Source organism: Mitsuaria sp. BK041 (assembly GCF_014193085.1).
Lineage (GTDB): Bacteria > Pseudomonadota > Gammaproteobacteria > Burkholderiales > Burkholderiaceae_C > Roseateles.
Genome location: NZ_JACHYT010000002.1, coordinates 147095 through 163804, shown reverse-complemented (window position 1 = coordinate 163804; position 16710 = coordinate 147095). Strand labels below are relative to the sequence as shown.

The following is a 16710-nucleotide window of genomic DNA, read 5'->3' as shown; positions in this document are numbered from 1 at the left end:
GTTCCGACACATTCAACAAGGCATCACGAGTGCCACCAGGAGACAGACCGATGAAGCCGAACAAGACCTCGACGATCGCGGCGCGCGCCGCGCTGATGCTGGCCGCCGCGGCCAGCCTGCTGGGCGGCTCGGGCGCCGCGCTGGCGCAGGCCAAGGAGCAGTTCATCCCGCTGCTGGTCTACCGCACCGGCCCGTATGCGCCCAACGGCACGCCGTGGGCCAACGGCAAGCAGGACTACCTGAAGCTGATCAACGCGCGCGACGGCGGCATCAACGGCGTGAAGATCACCTTCGAGGAATGCGAGACCGGCTACGCCACCGACAAGGGCGTCGAGTGCTACGAGCGGCTCAAGGGCAAGGGCGCATCGCTGTTCGATCCGCAGGCCACCGGCATCACCTTCGCGCTGACCGACAAGGTGCCCACCGACAAGATCCCGCTGGTGACGCTGGGCTACGGGCTGTCGGCCTCGCAGGACGGCAATGTCTTCAAGTGGAATTTCCCGATGATGGGCAGCTACTGGACCGCCGCCGACATGCTGATCCAGCACCTGGCGAAGAAGGAGGGCGGCTTCGACAAGCTCAAGGGCAAGAAGATCGCGCTGGTCTATCACGACTCGCCCTTCGGCAAGGAGCCCATCCCGCTGCTGGAGGAGCGGCAGAAGATGCATGGCTTCGAGCTGGTGAAGATCCCGGTGACGGCGCCCGGCGTCGAGCAGAAGTCGGCCTGGCTGCAGGTGCGCCAGCAGCGTCCGGACTACGTGCTGCTGTGGGGCTGGGGCGTGATGAACTCGACCGCGCTGAAGGAGGCCCAGGCCACCGGCTATCCGCGCGAGAAGATGTACGGCGTGTGGTGGGCCGGCGCCGAGCCCGACGTCAAGGACGTGGGCGAGGGCGCCAAGGGCTACAACGCGCTGGCGCTGAACGGCTCGGGCCAGCAGGCCAGGGTCATGCAGGACATCCTCAAGTATGTCCATGAGAAGGGCCAGGGTAGCGGGCCCAAGGACGAGGTCGGCTCGGTGCTGTACACGCGCGGGATGATCATCTCGATGCTCAGCGTCGAGGCGATCCGCCGCGCGCAGGAGCGCTTCGGCAAGGGCAAGGTCATGACCGGCGAGCAGGTGCGCTGGGGCCTGGAGAACCTGTCCATCGACCAGAAGCGGCTCGACGCGCTCGGCCTGGGCAACCTGATCCGGCCGATCTCCACCTCCTGCCAGGACCACATGGGCTCCACCTGGGCGCGCGTCCACACCTGGGACGGCAGCAAGTGGAACTTCTCCTCCGACTGGCTGCAGGCCGACGAGCAGATCATCAAGCCGATGGTCAAGGCGGCGGCGGACAAGTACGCCAGCGACAAGAAGGTCACCCGCCGCACCCCGGCGGACTGCCAGAGCTGAGCCCGGAGCGCGCCATGACCAAGGTCCTCCTGAACGTCAACGGCATCGAGGTCATCTACAACCACGTGATCCTCGTGCTCAAGGGGGTCTCGATGCAGGTGCCGGAAGGACGCATCGTGGCGCTGCTCGGCGGCAACGGCGCCGGCAAGACCACGACGCTGCGCGCGGTGAGCAACCTGCTCGCCGGCGAGCGCGGCGAGGTGACCAAGGGCTCGATCGAGCTGCGCGGCGAGCGCATCGAGCGCCTGTCCACCTCCGCCATGGTCGACCGCGGCGTCATCCAGGTGATGGAAGGCCGTCACTGCTTCGCGCACCTGACGATCGAGGAGAACCTGCTGACCGGCGCCTACACCCGCAAGGACGGCAAGGCCGCGGTGGCCGAGACCCTCGAGAAGGTCTACGCCTACTTCCCGCGCCTGAAGACGCGGCGCGGCTCGCAGGCGGCCTACACCTCCGGCGGCGAGCAGCAGATGTGCGCGATCGGGCGCGCGCTGATGGCCAATCCCAAGATGGTGCTGCTGGACGAGCCCTCGATGGGCCTGGCGCCGCAGATCGTGGAGGAGGTCTTCGAGATCGTCCGCGACCTCAACCAGAAGGAGCGCACCACCTTCCTGCTGGCCGAGCAGAACACCAGCATGGCGCTGCGCTACGCCGATTACGGCTACATCCTCGAGAACGGCCGCGTCGTCATGGATGGCGAGGCCCAGGCGCTGCGGGACAACGAGGACGTGCGCGAGTTCTATCTCGGCATGGGCGGCACCGACCGCAAGAGCTTCCGCGACGTCAAGAGCTACAAGCGCCGCAAGCGCTGGCTGGCCTGAGGCCCGCCAGCGCGCCCTGACCGGAGATCCAAGGGAGAGCAGTTCATGGACAACGACTTCTTCGCGCCACCGCCGTTCAAGGTCGAGGAGGCGCTCGTGCAGCTCCGCCGCGCGCTGCGCGACCTGCGCCAGCTCACTGAGCGCGGCGACAGCTGGAGCTTCGAGGGCAGCGAGGTCCTCCGGCTGTCGGCCGGCGACGGCCAGATCACCGCGCAGTTGGCGAAGAAGCCGATGCGCAGCCCCGACTGGGAGACCCGTGCCTGCCGCAGCGCCGCCGACGTGCGCAAGCTCCAGGACGACCTCAAGCGCCGGCTCGCGCAATGGGCGGACGAGTGATGGCCGCGGAGTTCTACGACACCCTCGAGGCCCGCGACCCCGCGCTCCGCGAGGCCGCCCTGATGGCGGCCCTGCCGCACCAGATCGCCAACGCGCGGCAGCACACCGAGGCCTTCGCCGCGCTGCTGGCCGAGGTCGAGCCCGACCAGGTCCGCAGCCGCGCCGCGCTGGCCCGGCTGCCGGTGACGCGCAAGTCGGAACTGCTGGCGCGCCAGCAGGCGGTGCGCGCCGACGGCGGACGCGGCGCCTTCGAGCCCTTCGGCGGTTTCTCGACCATCGGCTGGCGCGGCCTGAAGCGCGACACCGGCGCGCGCCGCGTGTTCCAGTCGCCCGGCACGATCTACGAGCCCGAAGGCCTGGGCCGCGACTACTGGCGCGTCGGACGCGCGCTGCACGCGGCCGGGCTGCGCGCCGGCGACCTGGTCCACAACTCCTTCAGCTACCACCTCACCCCCGCCGGCGCCATGATGGAAGGCGGCGCCGAGGCGCTGGGCTGCACGGTCTTCGCCGGCGGCGTCGGCAACACCGAACTGCAGCTGCAGGCGATGGCCGAGCTGCGGCCCCATGCCTACGTCGGCACGCCCAGCTTCCTGAAGATCCTGCTCGACAAGGCGGCCGAACAGGGTCAGCCGCTGTCGGTGCGCAAGGCGCTGGTCAGCGGCGAGGCCTTCCCCGCCGCGCTGCGCGACTGGTGCGTCGAGCGCGGCGTGACCGGCTTCCAGTGCTACGCCACCGCCGACCTGGGCCTGATCGCCTACGAGACCTCGGCCCGCCAGGGCCTGGTCGTGGATGAGGGCGTCATCGTCGAGATCGTCCGCCCCGGCACCGGCGACCCCGTGCCCGAGGGCGAGGTCGGCGAGGTCGTCGTCACCACGCTCAACCCGGATTACCCGCTGATCCGCTTCGGGACTGGCGACTTGTCGGCGGTGCTGCCGGGCACCTGCCCGACCGGGCGCACCAACCTGCGCATCAAGGGCTGGATGGGGCGCGCCGACCAGAGCGCCAAGGTGCGCGGCATGTTCGTGCATGCCGGCCAGGTCGCCGAGGTGCTGCGGCGCTTCCCGCAGGCGCGGCGCGGGCGGCTGGTCGTCGAGGGGGAGATGGCGCAGGACCGGATGACGCTGCGGGTGGAGACCGACGGCGCCGTCCCCGAGGGCCTGGCGGACCAGCTGGCCGTCGCCTTGCGCGAGGTGACCAAGCTGCGGGGCGAGGTGGCCTTCGTCGCCGCGGGCGCGCTGCCCAACGACGGAAAAGTCATCGAGGACCTGCGCAAGTTCGACTGATTTCCCGCTGTTTCGCGGCAGATGCCCGGGTCCCAGGCCCCGGGGGATCCCGGCTTACGTAGTTTCCGAAGGTTGCAGGGAAGGGCGGCGACCTAGCATCCGCGCCATCACCCACACCTCCATCGAGGAAGAGACAGCCATGAAGAAGACCTTGCTCGCCTGTGTCGCGTTGCTGAGCGTCGGCGCCGCCTGGGCCGAATATCCCGACAAGCCGGTGACCATCGTCGTTCCGTTCGCCGCCGGCGGCCCGACCGACAAGGTCGCCCGCGACCTGGCCGAGGCGCTGCGCAAGCCCCTGAACGCGACCATCGTGATCGAGAACGTCGGCGGCGCCGGCGGCACGCTGGGCGCCACCAAGGTGTCCAAGGCCGCGCCGGACGGCTACACCCTGCTGCTGCACCACATCGGCATGTCGACCGCGCCGGCCCTGTACCGCAACCTGCAGTACAAGACCCTGGACGACTTCGAGTACCTCGGCCTGATCAACGAAGTGCCGATGACGCTGATCTCGCGCCCGAACCTGCCGGCCAACAACTACGCCGAGCTGCAGAAATGGCTCCATGCCAACCAGGGCAAGATCAACCTGGCCAACGCGGGCCTGGGATCGGCCTCGCACCTGTGCGGCCTGCTCTACATGAGCACGATCAAGATCGACATGACCACCGTCCCCTACAAGGGCACCGGCCCGGCCATGACCGACCTGATCGGCGGCCAGGTCGACATCATGTGCGACCAGACCACCAACACCACCTCGCAGATCGACGGCGGCAAGGTCAAGGCCTTCGCGGTCTCGACGCCCAAGCGCCTGGGCGGCTCGCTGGCCAAGCTGCCGACGCTGGACGAATCCGGCGTGAAGGGCTTCAACGTGTCGATCTGGCACGGCATGTACGCGCCCAAGGGCACGCCCAAGGCGGTGCTGGAGAAGATCAATACCGCGCTGAAGACGGCGCTCAAGGACGCCGACTTCCACAAGCGCGAGGAAGCGCTGGGCGCGGTGATCGTGACCGACAACCGCGTGAACCCGGCCGAGCACAAGAAGTTCGTCGAGGCCGAGATCAACAAGTGGACCCCGGTCATCAAGGCGGCCGGCCAGTACGCTGACTGATCGTCGATTGATCGCCGACTGATCGCCCCGCAAGCCCGCCTCCTGGCGGGCTTTTTCATTGCGGCGGGCGCCGCGTCACGCCGGCGAGCGGCAGACCACCGACAGCTTGTTGCCGTCCAGGTCGCGGAAGTAGGCCGCGTAGAAGTTGGGCCCGTAGCTCTCGCGCAGGCCGGGACGGCCTTCATCCCGGCCGCCGCCGGCCAGCGCCGCCGCGTGGGCCGCGTCGACCTGGGCCCGCGTCGAGGCGGCCAGTCCCAGCATCGTGCCGTTGCCGGCGGTCGCGTCCAGGCCGTTGAACGGCTGCACTATCCACAGCTGGGTCTCGCCGCCCTCGGGGCCGTAGCCGACCATCTCGTCGTCCGCGTAGCCGGGCTTGAGCCCCAGCGGCGCGAGCACCGCGTCGTAGAAGGCCTTGGCCGCGCGGCGGTCGTTGCTGCCCAAGGTCACGTAGCTGATCATCGTTGGCTCCCCCTTCATCGGGTGGTCGTTCAAGTCGTCGCTCGGAGGTCTGTCACATCCGCATCGGAATGGTCACCGGCCCGTCGTTGACGAGGCTGACCTGCATGTCGGCGCCGAATTCGCCAGTGTGCACGACCGGATGCTGCGCCCGGGCCGAGCGCACCAGGTGGTCGTAGAGCCGGCGGCCGAGCTCGGCGGGCGCCGCGCCGGTGAAGCTGGGCCGGTTCCCGCCGGAGGTGTCCGCCGCCAGCGTGAACTGCGAGACGACCAGCAGCCCGCCGCCCACGTCCTGCAGGCTGCGGTTCATCTTGCCGGCCTCGTCGCTGAAGATGCGCAGCTTCAGGATCTTCTGCAGCAGCTTGTCGGCCACCGCCTCGTTGTCCTGCGGCTCGGCGCAGACCAGCAGCAGCAGGCCCGGCCCGATGCGTCCGGTGCAGCGGTCGCCGACATCGACCCGGGCTTCCTTCACGCGTTGGAGCAGCGCGATCATGCCTGTCCTTCCTTGGGGGTGGGCGGGGTGAGGGGGGAGGGGGCGCCGGGGGCGTCCTTCGGGGTGTCCTCCTGCGCCTGGGCCTGGACCTGGGCCTCCCGCGCGGCCTGCTCGGCGAAGCGCGTCTCGACATTCACCGGCAGCAATTGGATGCTGGCGCGGATGCCGGGCAGCGCGCGCATCAGCGCCTGCTCGACCTCGCCGCGCAGCCTCGCGGCCTCGCCCAGCGTCCAGCGCGCCGGCACGTGCAGGTGGAAATCGACATAGCGGCGCTGCCCGGCCACGCGAGTGGCGACATGGTCGAAGCGCAGCTCCGGCGACGCGAAGCCCTTCAGCACGGCGGAGATCGCCTGCTGGTCCTCGGGTTCGAGCGCCATGTCCATCAGGCCGGCGGTGGAGCGCCACATCAGGTGCATCGCCTCGCGCAGGATGTTCAGCGCCACCAGGATGGCCAGCACCGGATCCAGCCAGGTCCAGCCGGTGAGCAGCACGCCGACCAGCCCGGCCACGACGCCGACCGAGGTCCAGACATCGGTGAAGAGGTGGCGCGCGTCGGCTTCCAGCGCGATCGAGCGGTGCTCCCGCGCCGCCCGCAGCATCTTCCAGGCCAGCGCGCCGTTGATCGCGGTGCTCACCAGCGACAGCACCATGCCCACGCCCAGCGCCTCCAGCGGCTGCGGCGTGCGCAGCCGCTCGATCGCGGCCCAGCCGATCCCCAGCGCGGCCACCAGGATCAGCGCGCCCTCGAAGGCGCTGGAGAAGTACTCCGCCTTGTGGTGGCCGAAGGGGTGGTCCTCGTCGGGCGGGCGGCGGGCGATGGTCACCATCGCCAGGCCGAAGAGCGCGCCGGCCAGGTTCACCCCCGATTCGAGCGCGTCCGACAGCAGGCCCACCGAGCCCGTCCACCACCAGGCGGCCGTCTTCAGGGCGATGGTCAGCACTGCCACGAGGACCGAGAGCTTCAGGTATTGCTGCACTTGCATGGCGTCGATTTTGCCGGTCCTAGAATGGCGCCCGTTCGACTTGCGCGCCCTCCCTGGAGCGCTCCCCCCACCACCCCTTCCGCCACCCCCTTCCGCCTCTTCCGGACAGCACCATGAGCAACACCCCGCCCGTCCACGACGCCGACCTCAGCCACATCCCGCCACGCGACAAGGCGGAGCTGCTGTCCCAGGCGCTGCCCTACATCCGCAAGTACCACGGCAAAACCATCGTCATCAAGTACGGCGGCAACGCGATGACCGATCCGGCGCTGCAGCAGGACTTCGCCGAGGACGTGGTGCTGCTCAAGCTGGTCGGCCTGAACCCGGTGGTGGTGCACGGCGGCGGTCCGCAGATCGAGGATGCGCTCAACAAGCTCGGCAAGAAGGGCCACTTCATCCAGGGCATGCGCGTCACCGACGAGGAGACGATGAGCGTCGTCGAATGGGTGCTGGCCGGCGAGGTGCAGCAGGACATCGTCGGCCTGATCAACGTCGCCGGTGGCAAGGCCGTGGGCCTGACCGGCCGCGACGGCGGCATGATCCGCGCCAAGAAGCTCAAGCTGATCGACAAGGACGATCCGGCCAAGGAGCACGACGTGGGCTCGGTCGGCGACATCGTCGCGATCGACCCCAGCGTCGTGAAGGCGCTGCAGGACGACCAGTTCATCCCGGTGATCAGCCCGATCGGCTTCGGCGAGAGCAACGAGAGCTACAACATCAACGCCGACGTCGTCGCCGGCAAGCTGGCCGAGGTGCTCAAGGCCGAGAAGCTGGTGCTGCTGACCAACACCCCCGGCGTGCTCGACAAGCAGGGGAAGCTGCTGACCGACCTCTCGGCCCGCGAGATCGACGAGCTCTTCGCCGACGGCACGCTGTCCGGCGGCATGCTGCCCAAGATCGCCTCGGCGCTGGACGCGGCCCGCAGCGGCGTCAAGGCGGTGCACATCATCGACGGCCGCGTGCCCCACGCGATGCTGCTGGAGATCCTCTCCGAGCAGGCCTACGGCACGATGATCCGCTCGCATTGAGCTGAGTTCGTGCTCTGGGGGCGTCCCCGGCGCTCCCCCAGAGGGGCGGAATTCCCCACCGAGCCCCCTCCGAACGAGGGGGCTCGGTCGTTTCCGGGAGCGTGCTTTGCCCTCGCGTAACGCTCAGGAGTCGGGGATGGTCGAAGGTCATACCACTGCAAGCTGGGGATTGCCGCTGAAAGACGCGACATCCCAGAATGCGCCCCGCAGCGGCTCCATAGCCGTGAGGGATTGCATGTCACTGTTCAGCGTCTTGATCGTCGAAGATCAGCTTCGCTTCCGCGAAGCGTTCGCCCATGCCCTGGAAAAAGCGCCGGACATCCGTCTGGTGGGCATGGCCACCGATCTCCAGCAGGGGCGGAAGATGTTCGACCAGACGCGTCCCGACGTGTTGCTGGTCGACCTCGACCTGCCCGGCGGCAGCGGGATCGAACTGATCCGCCATGCCGCGCATGTCGCGCCGGAGTGCGAGGTGATGGTCATCTCGGTCTTCGGCGACGAGCAGCATGTGCTCTCGAGCATCGAGGCCGGCGCGACCGGCTACCTGCTCAAGGACTCGCTGGCGCTGGACCTGCCCGGCCAGCTGCGCTCGCTGCGCGCGGGCGGCAGCCCGATCTCGCCGGTGATCGCGCGCCGCCTGCTGCTGCGCCTGGCGCCGCAGGGCGCGGGCGCCCATCCGCGCGGCTTCGGCGAGTCGGCCCCGATGCCACTGGTCGACGAGCAGGTCGTGGCGCTGTCCGAGCAGGAATCGCGGGTGCTGCACCTGGCCGCCAAGGGCTTCACCTTCGACGAGATCGCGCAGTTCATGAATGTGTCGCCGCACACGATCATGACTTACGTGAAACGCACCTACCGCAAGCTGCAGGTGCGCTCCAAGGTCGAGGCCATCTACGAGGCGCGGCGCTTGGGCTGGCTGCGCGACTGACCGGACCGGGGTCGCGCCCGCGGCCAGCGCAGCGGCTCGACGCGTGGCCGTGCAGTCGCATCCTGGCGTCGGGCCGCTGATCGCCGACCGCCGGCCCGTACGGCGTCCGTTATCGGCGTCAAGGCGGTGTTCGGGCTGTGCCAGAATCGCCGCACACTTCGGCCCCTCCCATGCACACCAGCCCCCCGGATACCTCGGACTCCGCCGCCGCCAAGCCGGCCGAGCTGCCACGCAAGCGGCTCAAGCCGGGGGAGCGTCGGGTGCAGATCCTGCAGACGCTGGCCAGCATGCTGGAGCAGCCCGGCGCTGAGCGCGTCACCACCGCCGCGCTGGCCGCGCGGCTGGAAGTCAGCGAGGCCGCGCTCTACCGGCACTTCGCCAGCAAGGCCCAGATGTTCGAGGGCCTCATCGAGTTCATCGAGACCAGCATCTTCTCGCTGCTCAACCAGATCGCCGAGCGCGAGACGGATGGACTGGCCCAGGCGCAGCGCATCGTCGCGGTGCTGCTGCAGTTCGGCGAACGCAACCCGGGCATGGCCCGCGTGATGGTCGGCGACGCGCTGGTCTACGAGAACGAGCGCCTGGTCGCGCGCATGAACCAGTTCTTCGACAAGGTCGAGTCCTCGCTGCGCCAGGCGCTGCGTACCGCGGCCGAGGCCTCGGGCTCGAGCACCCCGACGGTCGAGGCCCAGGCGCAGGCCTCGGTGCTGGTGAGCTTCATCATCGGCCGGCTGCAGCGGTATGCGCGCTCCGGCTTCAAGCGGCTTCCCACCGAACAGTTGGATGCCGCAATGCGAATGCTCGCCTGAGTCCGGCCGCCGCCCAGCGCCCGCCGACCGGGGGCGCGGCCCCTACACTCGGCCCCATGTCCGACGCCCTTGATGCCCTGCTGCGGCGCGCCGACGCGCTGCTGAGCCGCCTGGAGGCCGTGCTGCCCCAGCCCCTGACGCCGCCCGACTGGGAGGCGGCGGTCGCCTTCCGCTACCGCAAGCGCGGCGCGAGCGCGCGGCTCGAGCCGGTGCGCCACCTGTCGACGATCCGCCTGGCCGACCTCAAGGAAGTCGAGCCGCAGAAGGAGCGGCTGCTGCGCAACACCCGCCAGTTCGTGCAGGGCCAGCCCGCCAACAACGTGCTGTTGACCGGCGCGCGCGGCACCGGCAAGAGCTCGCTGATCAAGGCCTGCCTGAACGAGTTCGCCGGCCAGGGGCTGCGCCTGATCGAGGTCGACAAGGCCGACCTGGTCGACCTGCCGGACCTGGCCGACCTGGTCGCCGACCGGCCGGAGCGCTTCGTGATCTTCTGCGACGACCTCAGCTTCGACGAGGGCGAGGCCGGCTACAAGGCGCTGAAGTCGATGCTGGACGGCTCGGTGGCCGCCGCCACCGACAACCTGCTGATCTACGCGACCAGCAACCGCCGCCACCTGCTGCCCGAGCAGATGAAGGACAACCTCGGCTACACCCATTCGGAGCGCGACGGCAACGTCGAGGTGCATCCGGGCGAGGCGGTCGAGGAGAAGATCTCGCTGTCCGAGCGCTTCGGGCTCTGGATCAGCTTCTACAGCTTCAGCCAGCAGGAATACCTGGCGATCGTGGCCCAGTGGCTGTCGCACTTCGGCCTGGATACCGCCCGCATCGAGGCCGCGCGCCAGCCGGCGCTGGTCTGGGCGCTGGAGCGCGGTTCGCGCTCGGGCCGCGTCGCCTACCAGTTCGCCCGCGACCTGGCCGGCCGCGGCGGTGCCGATGAAGGCATGGCGCCGGTCGCGTCCGTCGCTGCGACCGCGGACCGCGACGCACCGGAGGGCCTCGACCATGTCTGAGCCGCAACAGGCCAATCCGCACAGCCCGTCCGCCGCCACCGACCGTGTGCCGGTGGACGTTGCCGTCGGCGTGCTGGTGCGCCGCGAGGCGGGCGGCCGGGAGACCGAGTTCCTGCTGACCTCGCGCCCCGAGGGCAAGGTCTACGCCGGCTACTGGGAGTTCCCGGGCGGCAAGCTCGAGGCGGGCGAGACGGTGGAGCAGGCGCTGCGCCGCGAGCTGCACGAGGAACTCGGCATCACCATCGGCGCGGCCCACCCCTGGAAGATTGAGCTGATGGAGTACCCGCATGCCAAGGTGCGGCTGCACTTCTGCAAGGTCTACGAATGGACCGGCGAGTTCGAGATGCGCGAAGGCCAGGCCATGAGCTGGCAGCACCTGCCGGTGCAGGTCCAGCCGGTGCTGCCGGGCACGATCCCGGTGCTGCAGTGGTTCGCGGCGGAGCGCTTCCATGTCGGGCTCACCCATGTCGTCTGAGGGCGCGCGACCGGCGGCGTCGGCAGGGCCGGACTACACTGCCGCGATGGACTGGCTCGATCAGATCAAGTGGGACCGCGACGGCCTGGTGCCCGTCATCGCGCAGGAGCAGGGCTCCGGCGACATCCTGATGTTCGCGTGGATGAACCGCGAGGCGCTGGCCCGCACCGCCGAGCGTGGCGAGGCGGTGTACTGGAGCCGCTCGCGCCAGAAGCTGTGGCATAAGGGCGAGGAGTCCGGCCATGTGCAGCAGGTCCACGGCATCCGCCTGGATTGCGACAACGACGTGGTGCTGCTGACCATCACCCAGCACGGCCATGAGCCCGGCATCGCCTGCCACACCGGCCGCCACAGCTGCTTCTTCCAGAAGCTCGAGCAGGGTCGCTGGACCACCGTCGAGCCGGTCCTCAAGGACCCGGCCACCATCTACAAGGCCTGAGCGCGATGAGCACCGACAACACCGCCGCCGGCGCGTCCCTCTCGCGGGACGTGCTCGCGCACCTGGGCGACGTGGTCGCGCAGCGCCGCGCCGAGGGCGATCCCGACAAGAGTTATGTCGCGAAGCTCTTCGCCAAGGGCCTGGACCAGATCCTCAAGAAGGTGGGCGAGGAAGCGACCGAGGTCGTGATCGCCGCCAAGGACGGCGCGCCCGACAAGTTGGTCTACGAAGTCGCCGACCTGTGGTTCCACTCGATCGTGGCGCTGGCCGCGCTCGACGTGCGGCCCGAGCGGGTGCTGGCCGAGCTCGCCCGCCGCGAAGGCCTGTCCGGCCTCGAGGAATTCGCCAGCAGACAAGCACAGGAGCGCCCATGACCGAGTCGTTCGATCCGCCACCGCCGTCCGTTGCCCTGGATCCGCAGCGCGAGGCCAGTCTGCGCACCGTCGGCATCATCAGCTACGTGCTGCACGCGATCGTCGCCATCGGCGCACTGCTGCCCGGCGTGCAGGCCAGCATCGTGCTGCTGATCGTCGCGGTGATCGTCGACCTGGTGAAGCGCGACGAGGCCGTCGGCACCTGGCAGGCCACCCACTTCTCCTGGCGCCTGCGCAGCGTGCTGTGGTGCGGGATCCTGTACGTGGTGACGATCCCGCTGTGGCTGCTGTTCATCATCCCGGGCTGGATCGCCTGGTGCCTGATCTCGATCTGGTTCCTGTACCGCATCGTGCGCGGCTGGCTGGCGATGAACGACCGCCGGCCGATGCCGACTTGAGGCAGCGCCTCGCCGCGCCCGCCCTCCGCCTGATTCCGGTTCGCCGCAATTCCCGACCGCCGCCACCATGAGCCACGACCCCAACTGCATCTTCTGCAAGATCGTCCAGGGCCAGATTCCCGCCAGGAAGGTCTACGAGGACGACGACCTGATCGGTTTCCACGACATCCACCCGTGGGCGCCGGTGCATTTCCTGCTGATCCCCAAGCAGCACATCGCCAGCATGGCCGACCTGCAGCCCGAGCATGCGCCGCTGCTGGGCAAGATGTCGGTGCTGGTGCCGCGGCTGATGAAGGAACTGGGCGTCACCAACGGCTTCCGCACCGTGGTCAACACCGGGGCGGACGGCGGTCAGGAGGTGTTCCACCTCCACATGCATGCGATCGGCGGGCCTCGCCCCTGGTCGAAGGGCTGAACGCCGCCCGTTTCGCCCGCAACCGCCCCGGAAAGCCAGCGCCGGCCGCTCGATATACGAGGGGTTGCGTTCGCCCAGCGGGTAGGGTGAGGCGCATAAGCCGCTGATGCGGGCAGGGAGGGGCGCAGATCGCCGGTATGGCTGTCATGAGCGCCCCTTAGAATTTCGACTTCCGACTCTGGAGAATGTCATGGGTAGTTTGAGCATCTGGCACTGGCTGATCGTGCTGGTGGTCGTCATCGCCGTGTTCGGCACCAAGAAGCTGCGCAACGTCGGCGGCGACCTGGGCGCCGCGGTCAAGGGCTTCAAGGACGGCATGAAGGACGGCACCTCGTCCGACGCGCCGCCGCAGCAGGTGGCCAACACCAACAAGGCGGCCGATCCGAACACCGTCGACGTCGACGCCAAGACCCGTAGCTGAGTGCGACCCGCATGGTCGATTTCGGCTTCGACAAGCTGATCCTGATCGGCGCGGTGGCGCTGGTCGTGCTCGGTCCTGAGCGCCTGCCGCGCGTGGCCCGCACGGTGGGCACGCTCCTGGGCAAGGCGCAGCGCTACGTCGCCGACGTGAAGGCGGAAGTGAACCGGTCCATCGAACTGGAGGAACTCCAGAAGATGAAGGGCCAGTTCGAGACCGCCGTCAGCGACGTGCACGCCAGCGTCCAGGAGCAGGTGGATTCCGCCAACCAGGCGCTGCAGTCGACCTGGTCCGACCTGTCCGTCGACGGCACGTCGGCGGATGGCTCGATCGGCGGCTACGCGTCGCCGGTCCCGGTCTACGCGCATCCGAAGAAGAACTGGCGCCTGAAGCGGGGCGCCACGCCGCTCTGGTACAAGCAGCGGCTGGGCGTGAAACGCCATGCCCAATCCGGCGCGGCCCGCGTGGCGCGCTTCCGTCCTCCTCGCCGAGCCTCATGAGCAGCCCCCAAGAAGACGAACTGGCCGGCACCGAACAGCCCTTTGTGTCCCACCTCATGGAGCTGCGCGACCGGTTGATCCGGGCGCTGCTGGCGATCGGGGTGGCCTTCGGCCTGCTGTGCGCCTGGCCCGGCCCCGGCGGCCTGTTCGACCTGCTGGCCGTGCCGCTGGTGTCGCACCTGCCGCAGGGCAGTTCGATGATCGCGACCAACGTGCTGTCGCCCTTCCTGGTGCCGCTGAAGATCACGCTGCTGGCGGCCTTCCTGCTGGCGCTGCCGGTGGTGCTGTACCAGGTCTGGGCCTTCGTCGCGCCGGGCCTGTACTCGCACGAGAAGCGGCTGGTGATGCCGCTGGTGGTGTCCAGCACGCTGCTGTTCTTCGCGGGGGTGGCGTTCTGCTACTTCTTCGTGTTCGGCAAGGTCTTCACCTTCATCCAGAGCTTCGCGCCCAAGAGCATCACCGCCGCGCCGGACATCGAGGCCTACCTGGGCTTCGTGATGAACATGTTCATCGCCTTCGGCGCCGCCTTCGAGGTGCCGGTGGTCGTCGTGGTGCTGGCCCGCATGGGCATCGTCACGGTGGCGCAGCTCAAGCAGTTCCGCGGCTACTTCATCGTGCTGGCCTTCGTCATCGCGGCCGTGATCACGCCGCCGGACATCGTCTCGCAGCTCGCGCTGGCGATTCCGATGTGCCTGCTGTACGAAGTCGGCCTGTGGGCCGCCGGCGCCTTTGCCCGCTACACCCGGGCGCCGGACGATACCGAAGAACACAAGGGCACGACGGCCGGTTGAGACGGCACGAGCCCTCAGCCAGGACCCCAAACAAGAACGCCCGGTGCACTGCACCGGGCGTTTCTCATTGGGGGCGGGAAGGCGGCTCGTCGGCCGCCGGCCGATGCGGTTCACTCCGTCTTGGCTTCCGCCTTGCGTTCCTGGGCCACCTTGGAGACCGCCACCGGCTTGCCCTGCAGCTGGTTCAGCGCCTGGCGCAGCGGGAAGTCCTCGCTGCTGCCGAACTCGGGCAGCGGCTTGGGCGGCTCGGCGCGCTTGGCGTAGTCGGCCTCCAGCTTCTGGCGGCGCTCCTCGCGGATCTTCTCGAGTTCCTTCGAGCGCGCTTCTTCCGTCTTCTCGTCGGCGCTGTGCAGGTGCTTCTCGAGGTCGGCCTCGCGCATGCGCAGCTCGGCGAAGACGTTGCCCTCGGCGGTCTCGTCCAGCGGGATGTCCGGCACGATGCCCTTGGCCTGGATCGAGCGGCCGCTCGGCGTGTAGTAGCGGGCGGTGGTGAGCTTGACCGCGGTGTCCGGGCCGAGCTGGCGCACCGTCTGCACCGAGCCCTTGCCGAAGGTCTGCAGGCCCATCACCGTCGCGCGCTTGTGGTCCTGCAGCGCGCCGGCGACGATCTCGCTGGCCGAGGCGGAGCCTTCATTGACCAGCACCACCAGGGGCACGCTCTTGAGCGCCTCGGGCAGGCGGCGCAGCGGGTCGCCGGAGCCGCGGCGGGCGTAGAAGTCGGGATCGGCGCGATAGCTGGCCTTGGACTCGGCGAGCTGGCCGTTGGTCGACACCACTTCCACGCCCTTGGGCAGGAAGGCCGCGGAGATGGCGACGGCGCCTTCGAGCAGGCCGCCCGGGTCGTTGCGCAGGTCCAGCACGACGCCCTTGATCTTGGGGTCCTGCTTGTAGAGGTCGGCGAGCTTCTGGGTGAAGTCCTCGACGGTGCGGTCCTGGAACTGACTGACGCGGATCCAGGCGTAGCCCGGCTCCACCATCTTGGCGCGCACGCTCTGGACGCGGATTTCCTCGCGCGTGATCGTGATGGGGAAGGTGCGGCTCTCCGACTTGCGGTAGATCGACAGCGTGACCTTGGTGGCGGGTTCGCCGCGCATCTTCTTGACCGCCTGGTCGAGCGTCAGGCCGCGGACCGCGGTGTCGTCGATCTTGCTGATCAGGTCGCCGCTCTTGAGGCCGGCGCGGAAGGCGGGGCTGCCTTCGATCGGCGAGACGATCTTGACCAGGCCGTCCTCCATGCCGATCTCGATGCCGACACCGACGAACTTGCCGGAGGTGCTTTCGCGGAATTCCTTGAAGCTCTTCTTGTCGAAGAACTGGGAGTGGGGGTCCAGGCCGCTGACCATGCCGGAGATGGCATCGTTGATCAGCTTCTTCTCGTCGACGGACTCGACGTAGTCGGACTTCACGATCCCGAAGACGGCGGCGAGCTGCTGCAGTTCCTCGAGCGGAAGGGGGCTGGTCGTGCTGCGCGCATTGGCTTGCAGCTGCATCGTCGTCATGACCCCGGCCATCGCTCCCAACGCGACCCAGCCCGCGACTTTCAGTTTGGCGCCCATGATGAAAAACCTTGAATCAGTACAGCCTGGCTGCTTGGCGCCGCTTGTTCGTCCCCGTTGCGCGGGACGGAACAAAGGCGTTCCCAGTATATGCGTCGGGCAAAAAGGCGGCCCGGCATGAAAAGTCGGTTTACCCCGCTTTTACGCGTACCGCGCGCAATCCTGGCGCTTTGCCGATCCCGTTCGTCACGGGGGGCGATGACTTCGGGCAGGGGAGGGCCGCGCCGGGGGTGCGCGTCGCGCCGGTCGGTGCCATGATGGCCCGATCGCCAGCCGCGGCGCGGACCCGCGCCGCCGTCGTCAGCCCTTCAGGAGCAGAGCCATGGCCTTGCCGCATGCCGCCCCCGCCCAGCCGATCGATGTCGCGCCGCTTGGCGCCGCCTTGTCCGGGACACCGTCCTCCGCGCTGTTCAAGTCGGAGGGCCTGGAGGTGATGCGGGTGGTGCTGCCGCGGGGCAAGTCGCTGCCACCGCACAAGGTGGACGGGGAAATCACGCTCCATTGCCTGGAAGGCGAGCTCGAACTGAGCGTGCTGCGCGACGGCGCCGAGCAGCGCCAGCGCTTGCGCGCGGGGCAGCTCTGCTATCTGGAGGGCGGGGTGGTGCACGGCGTGACCGGCGTCGTGGACGCGTCGGCGCTGGTGACGATCGTGCTGAAGCGCTGAATGGTGCGGAAGCGCTGGAGCCGCTGAAGCGCCGGCG

At 68.9% G+C, this 16710-nt stretch carries 22 protein-coding genes; 18 read left to right on the top strand and 4 right to left on the bottom strand.

The annotated features are described in order from the left end of the window. Positions 1-50: 50 nt before the first annotated feature. From FHT38_RS16645 to FHT38_RS16625, 5 genes are all read left to right on the top strand, one after another. Positions 51-1394 carry an ABC transporter substrate-binding protein gene (locus FHT38_RS16645; RefSeq protein ID WP_183492601.1) on the top strand — a complete coding sequence of 448 codons (1344 nt, stop codon included), beginning with the start codon at positions 51-53 and terminating at the stop codon, positions 1392-1394. 14 nt (positions 1395-1408) lie between these two features. Further along, positions 1409-2215, top strand: a complete 807-nt coding sequence (locus FHT38_RS16640; RefSeq protein WP_183492600.1) for an ABC transporter ATP-binding protein — start codon at positions 1409-1411, stop codon at positions 2213-2215. 45 nt (positions 2216-2260) lie between these two features. Beyond that, on the top strand, positions 2261-2551 hold the full coding sequence (locus tag FHT38_RS16635; RefSeq protein ID WP_183492599.1) for a hypothetical protein: 291 nt from the start codon (positions 2261-2263) through the stop codon (positions 2549-2551). Beyond that, a complete protein-coding gene (locus FHT38_RS16630) occupies positions 2551-3834 on the top strand; it encodes a phenylacetate--CoA ligase family protein (RefSeq protein ID WP_183492598.1) in 1284 nt (427 codons plus the stop codon). Before FHT38_RS16635 ends, FHT38_RS16630 begins: the two co-directional genes overlap by 1 nt. Before the next feature lie 139 nt (positions 3835-3973). Then, on the top strand, positions 3974-4939 hold the full coding sequence (locus FHT38_RS16625) for a tripartite tricarboxylate transporter substrate-binding protein (RefSeq protein ID WP_183492597.1): 966 nt from the start codon (positions 3974-3976) through the stop codon (positions 4937-4939). A 75-nt stretch (positions 4940-5014) separates the two neighbouring features. Here FHT38_RS16625 and FHT38_RS16620 read toward each other — a convergent pair whose 3' ends face one another. The 3 genes from FHT38_RS16620 to FHT38_RS16610 are packed head-to-tail and all read right to left on the bottom strand — an operon-like array spanning position 5015 to position 6871. Continuing rightward, positions 5015-5398, bottom strand: coding sequence for a VOC family protein (locus FHT38_RS16620; RefSeq protein WP_183493571.1), 384 nt, complete (start codon positions 5396-5398; stop codon positions 5015-5017). A gap of 52 nt (positions 5399-5450) precedes the next feature. Beyond that, positions 5451-5888, bottom strand: coding sequence for a D-aminoacyl-tRNA deacylase (dtd, locus tag FHT38_RS16615; protein WP_183492596.1), 438 nt, complete (start codon positions 5886-5888; stop codon positions 5451-5453). Further along, a complete protein-coding gene (locus FHT38_RS16610; RefSeq protein WP_183492595.1) occupies positions 5885-6871 on the bottom strand; it encodes a cation diffusion facilitator family transporter in 987 nt (328 codons plus the stop codon). The genes dtd and FHT38_RS16610 overlap by 4 nt, the downstream gene beginning before the upstream one ends. 113 nt (positions 6872-6984) lie before the next feature. On the opposite strand from FHT38_RS16610, the gene argB reads away from it, so the two are divergent. The 12 genes from argB to tatC all read left to right on the top strand — a co-directional run bounded on the left by argB (position 6985) and on the right by tatC (position 14453). Continuing rightward, positions 6985-7899, top strand: coding sequence for an acetylglutamate kinase (argB, locus tag FHT38_RS16605; RefSeq protein ID WP_091725796.1), 915 nt, complete (start codon positions 6985-6987; stop codon positions 7897-7899). A 136-nt stretch (positions 7900-8035) separates the two neighbouring features. After that, positions 8036-8824, top strand: coding sequence for a response regulator transcription factor (locus FHT38_RS16600; protein WP_310732152.1), 789 nt, complete (start codon positions 8036-8038; stop codon positions 8822-8824). A 170-nt stretch (positions 8825-8994) separates the two neighbouring features. Next, entirely contained in the window at positions 8995-9633 is a 639-nt protein-coding gene (slmA, locus tag FHT38_RS16595) for a nucleoid occlusion factor SlmA (RefSeq protein WP_091725790.1), read from the top strand. A gap of 56 nt (positions 9634-9689) precedes the next feature. Further along, positions 9690-10643, top strand: a complete 954-nt coding sequence (locus FHT38_RS16590) for an ATP-binding protein (RefSeq protein ID WP_183492594.1) — start codon at positions 9690-9692, stop codon at positions 10641-10643. Then, complete coding sequence (locus tag FHT38_RS16585) at positions 10636-11118, top strand: NUDIX domain-containing protein (RefSeq protein WP_091725781.1); 483 nt, start codon at positions 10636-10638, stop codon at positions 11116-11118. The genes FHT38_RS16590 and FHT38_RS16585 overlap by 8 nt, the downstream gene beginning before the upstream one ends. Positions 11119-11164: 46 nt before the next feature. Next, complete coding sequence (gene hisI / locus FHT38_RS16580; RefSeq protein WP_091725777.1) at positions 11165-11557, top strand: phosphoribosyl-AMP cyclohydrolase; 393 nt, start codon at positions 11165-11167, stop codon at positions 11555-11557. 5 nt (positions 11558-11562) lie between these two features. Continuing rightward, positions 11563-11931 carry a phosphoribosyl-ATP diphosphatase gene (locus FHT38_RS16575; protein ID WP_183481827.1) on the top strand — a complete coding sequence of 123 codons (369 nt, stop codon included), beginning with the start codon at positions 11563-11565 and terminating at the stop codon, positions 11929-11931. Further along, positions 11928-12329, top strand: a complete 402-nt coding sequence (locus tag FHT38_RS16570) for a hypothetical protein (RefSeq protein ID WP_091725769.1) — start codon at positions 11928-11930, stop codon at positions 12327-12329. The genes FHT38_RS16575 and FHT38_RS16570 overlap by 4 nt, the downstream gene beginning before the upstream one ends. A 67-nt stretch (positions 12330-12396) precedes the next feature. Further along, entirely contained in the window at positions 12397-12744 is a 348-nt protein-coding gene (locus FHT38_RS16565; RefSeq protein WP_091725766.1) for a histidine triad nucleotide-binding protein, read from the top strand. Positions 12745-12934: 190 nt separating this feature from the next. Continuing rightward, the gene (gene tatA, locus FHT38_RS16560) at positions 12935-13165 is read left to right on the top strand and encodes a Sec-independent protein translocase subunit TatA (RefSeq protein ID WP_091725763.1); all 231 of its coding nucleotides are present in this window, start codon (positions 12935-12937) and stop codon (positions 13163-13165) included. A gap of 11 nt (positions 13166-13176) precedes the next feature. Continuing rightward, positions 13177-13662 carry a Sec-independent protein translocase protein TatB gene (gene tatB / locus FHT38_RS16555; protein WP_091725760.1) on the top strand — a complete coding sequence of 162 codons (486 nt, stop codon included), beginning with the start codon at positions 13177-13179 and terminating at the stop codon, positions 13660-13662. After that, positions 13659-14453, top strand: a complete 795-nt coding sequence (gene tatC / locus FHT38_RS16550) for a twin-arginine translocase subunit TatC (RefSeq protein ID WP_091725756.1) — start codon at positions 13659-13661, stop codon at positions 14451-14453. The genes tatB and tatC overlap by 4 nt, the downstream gene beginning before the upstream one ends. 110 nt (positions 14454-14563) lie before the next feature. Here the strand turns inward: tatC and FHT38_RS16545 are convergent, their stop codons facing one another. Continuing rightward, positions 14564-16009, bottom strand: a complete 1446-nt coding sequence (locus FHT38_RS16545; RefSeq protein WP_091725752.1) for a S41 family peptidase — start codon at positions 16007-16009, stop codon at positions 14564-14566. A gap of 322 nt (positions 16010-16331) precedes the next feature. Between FHT38_RS16545 and FHT38_RS16540 the strand changes: the two genes are divergently transcribed. Then, positions 16332-16673, top strand: coding sequence for a cupin domain-containing protein (locus FHT38_RS16540; RefSeq protein WP_091725747.1), 342 nt, complete (start codon positions 16332-16334; stop codon positions 16671-16673). The last annotated feature ends 37 nt before the right edge of the window (positions 16674-16710 follow it).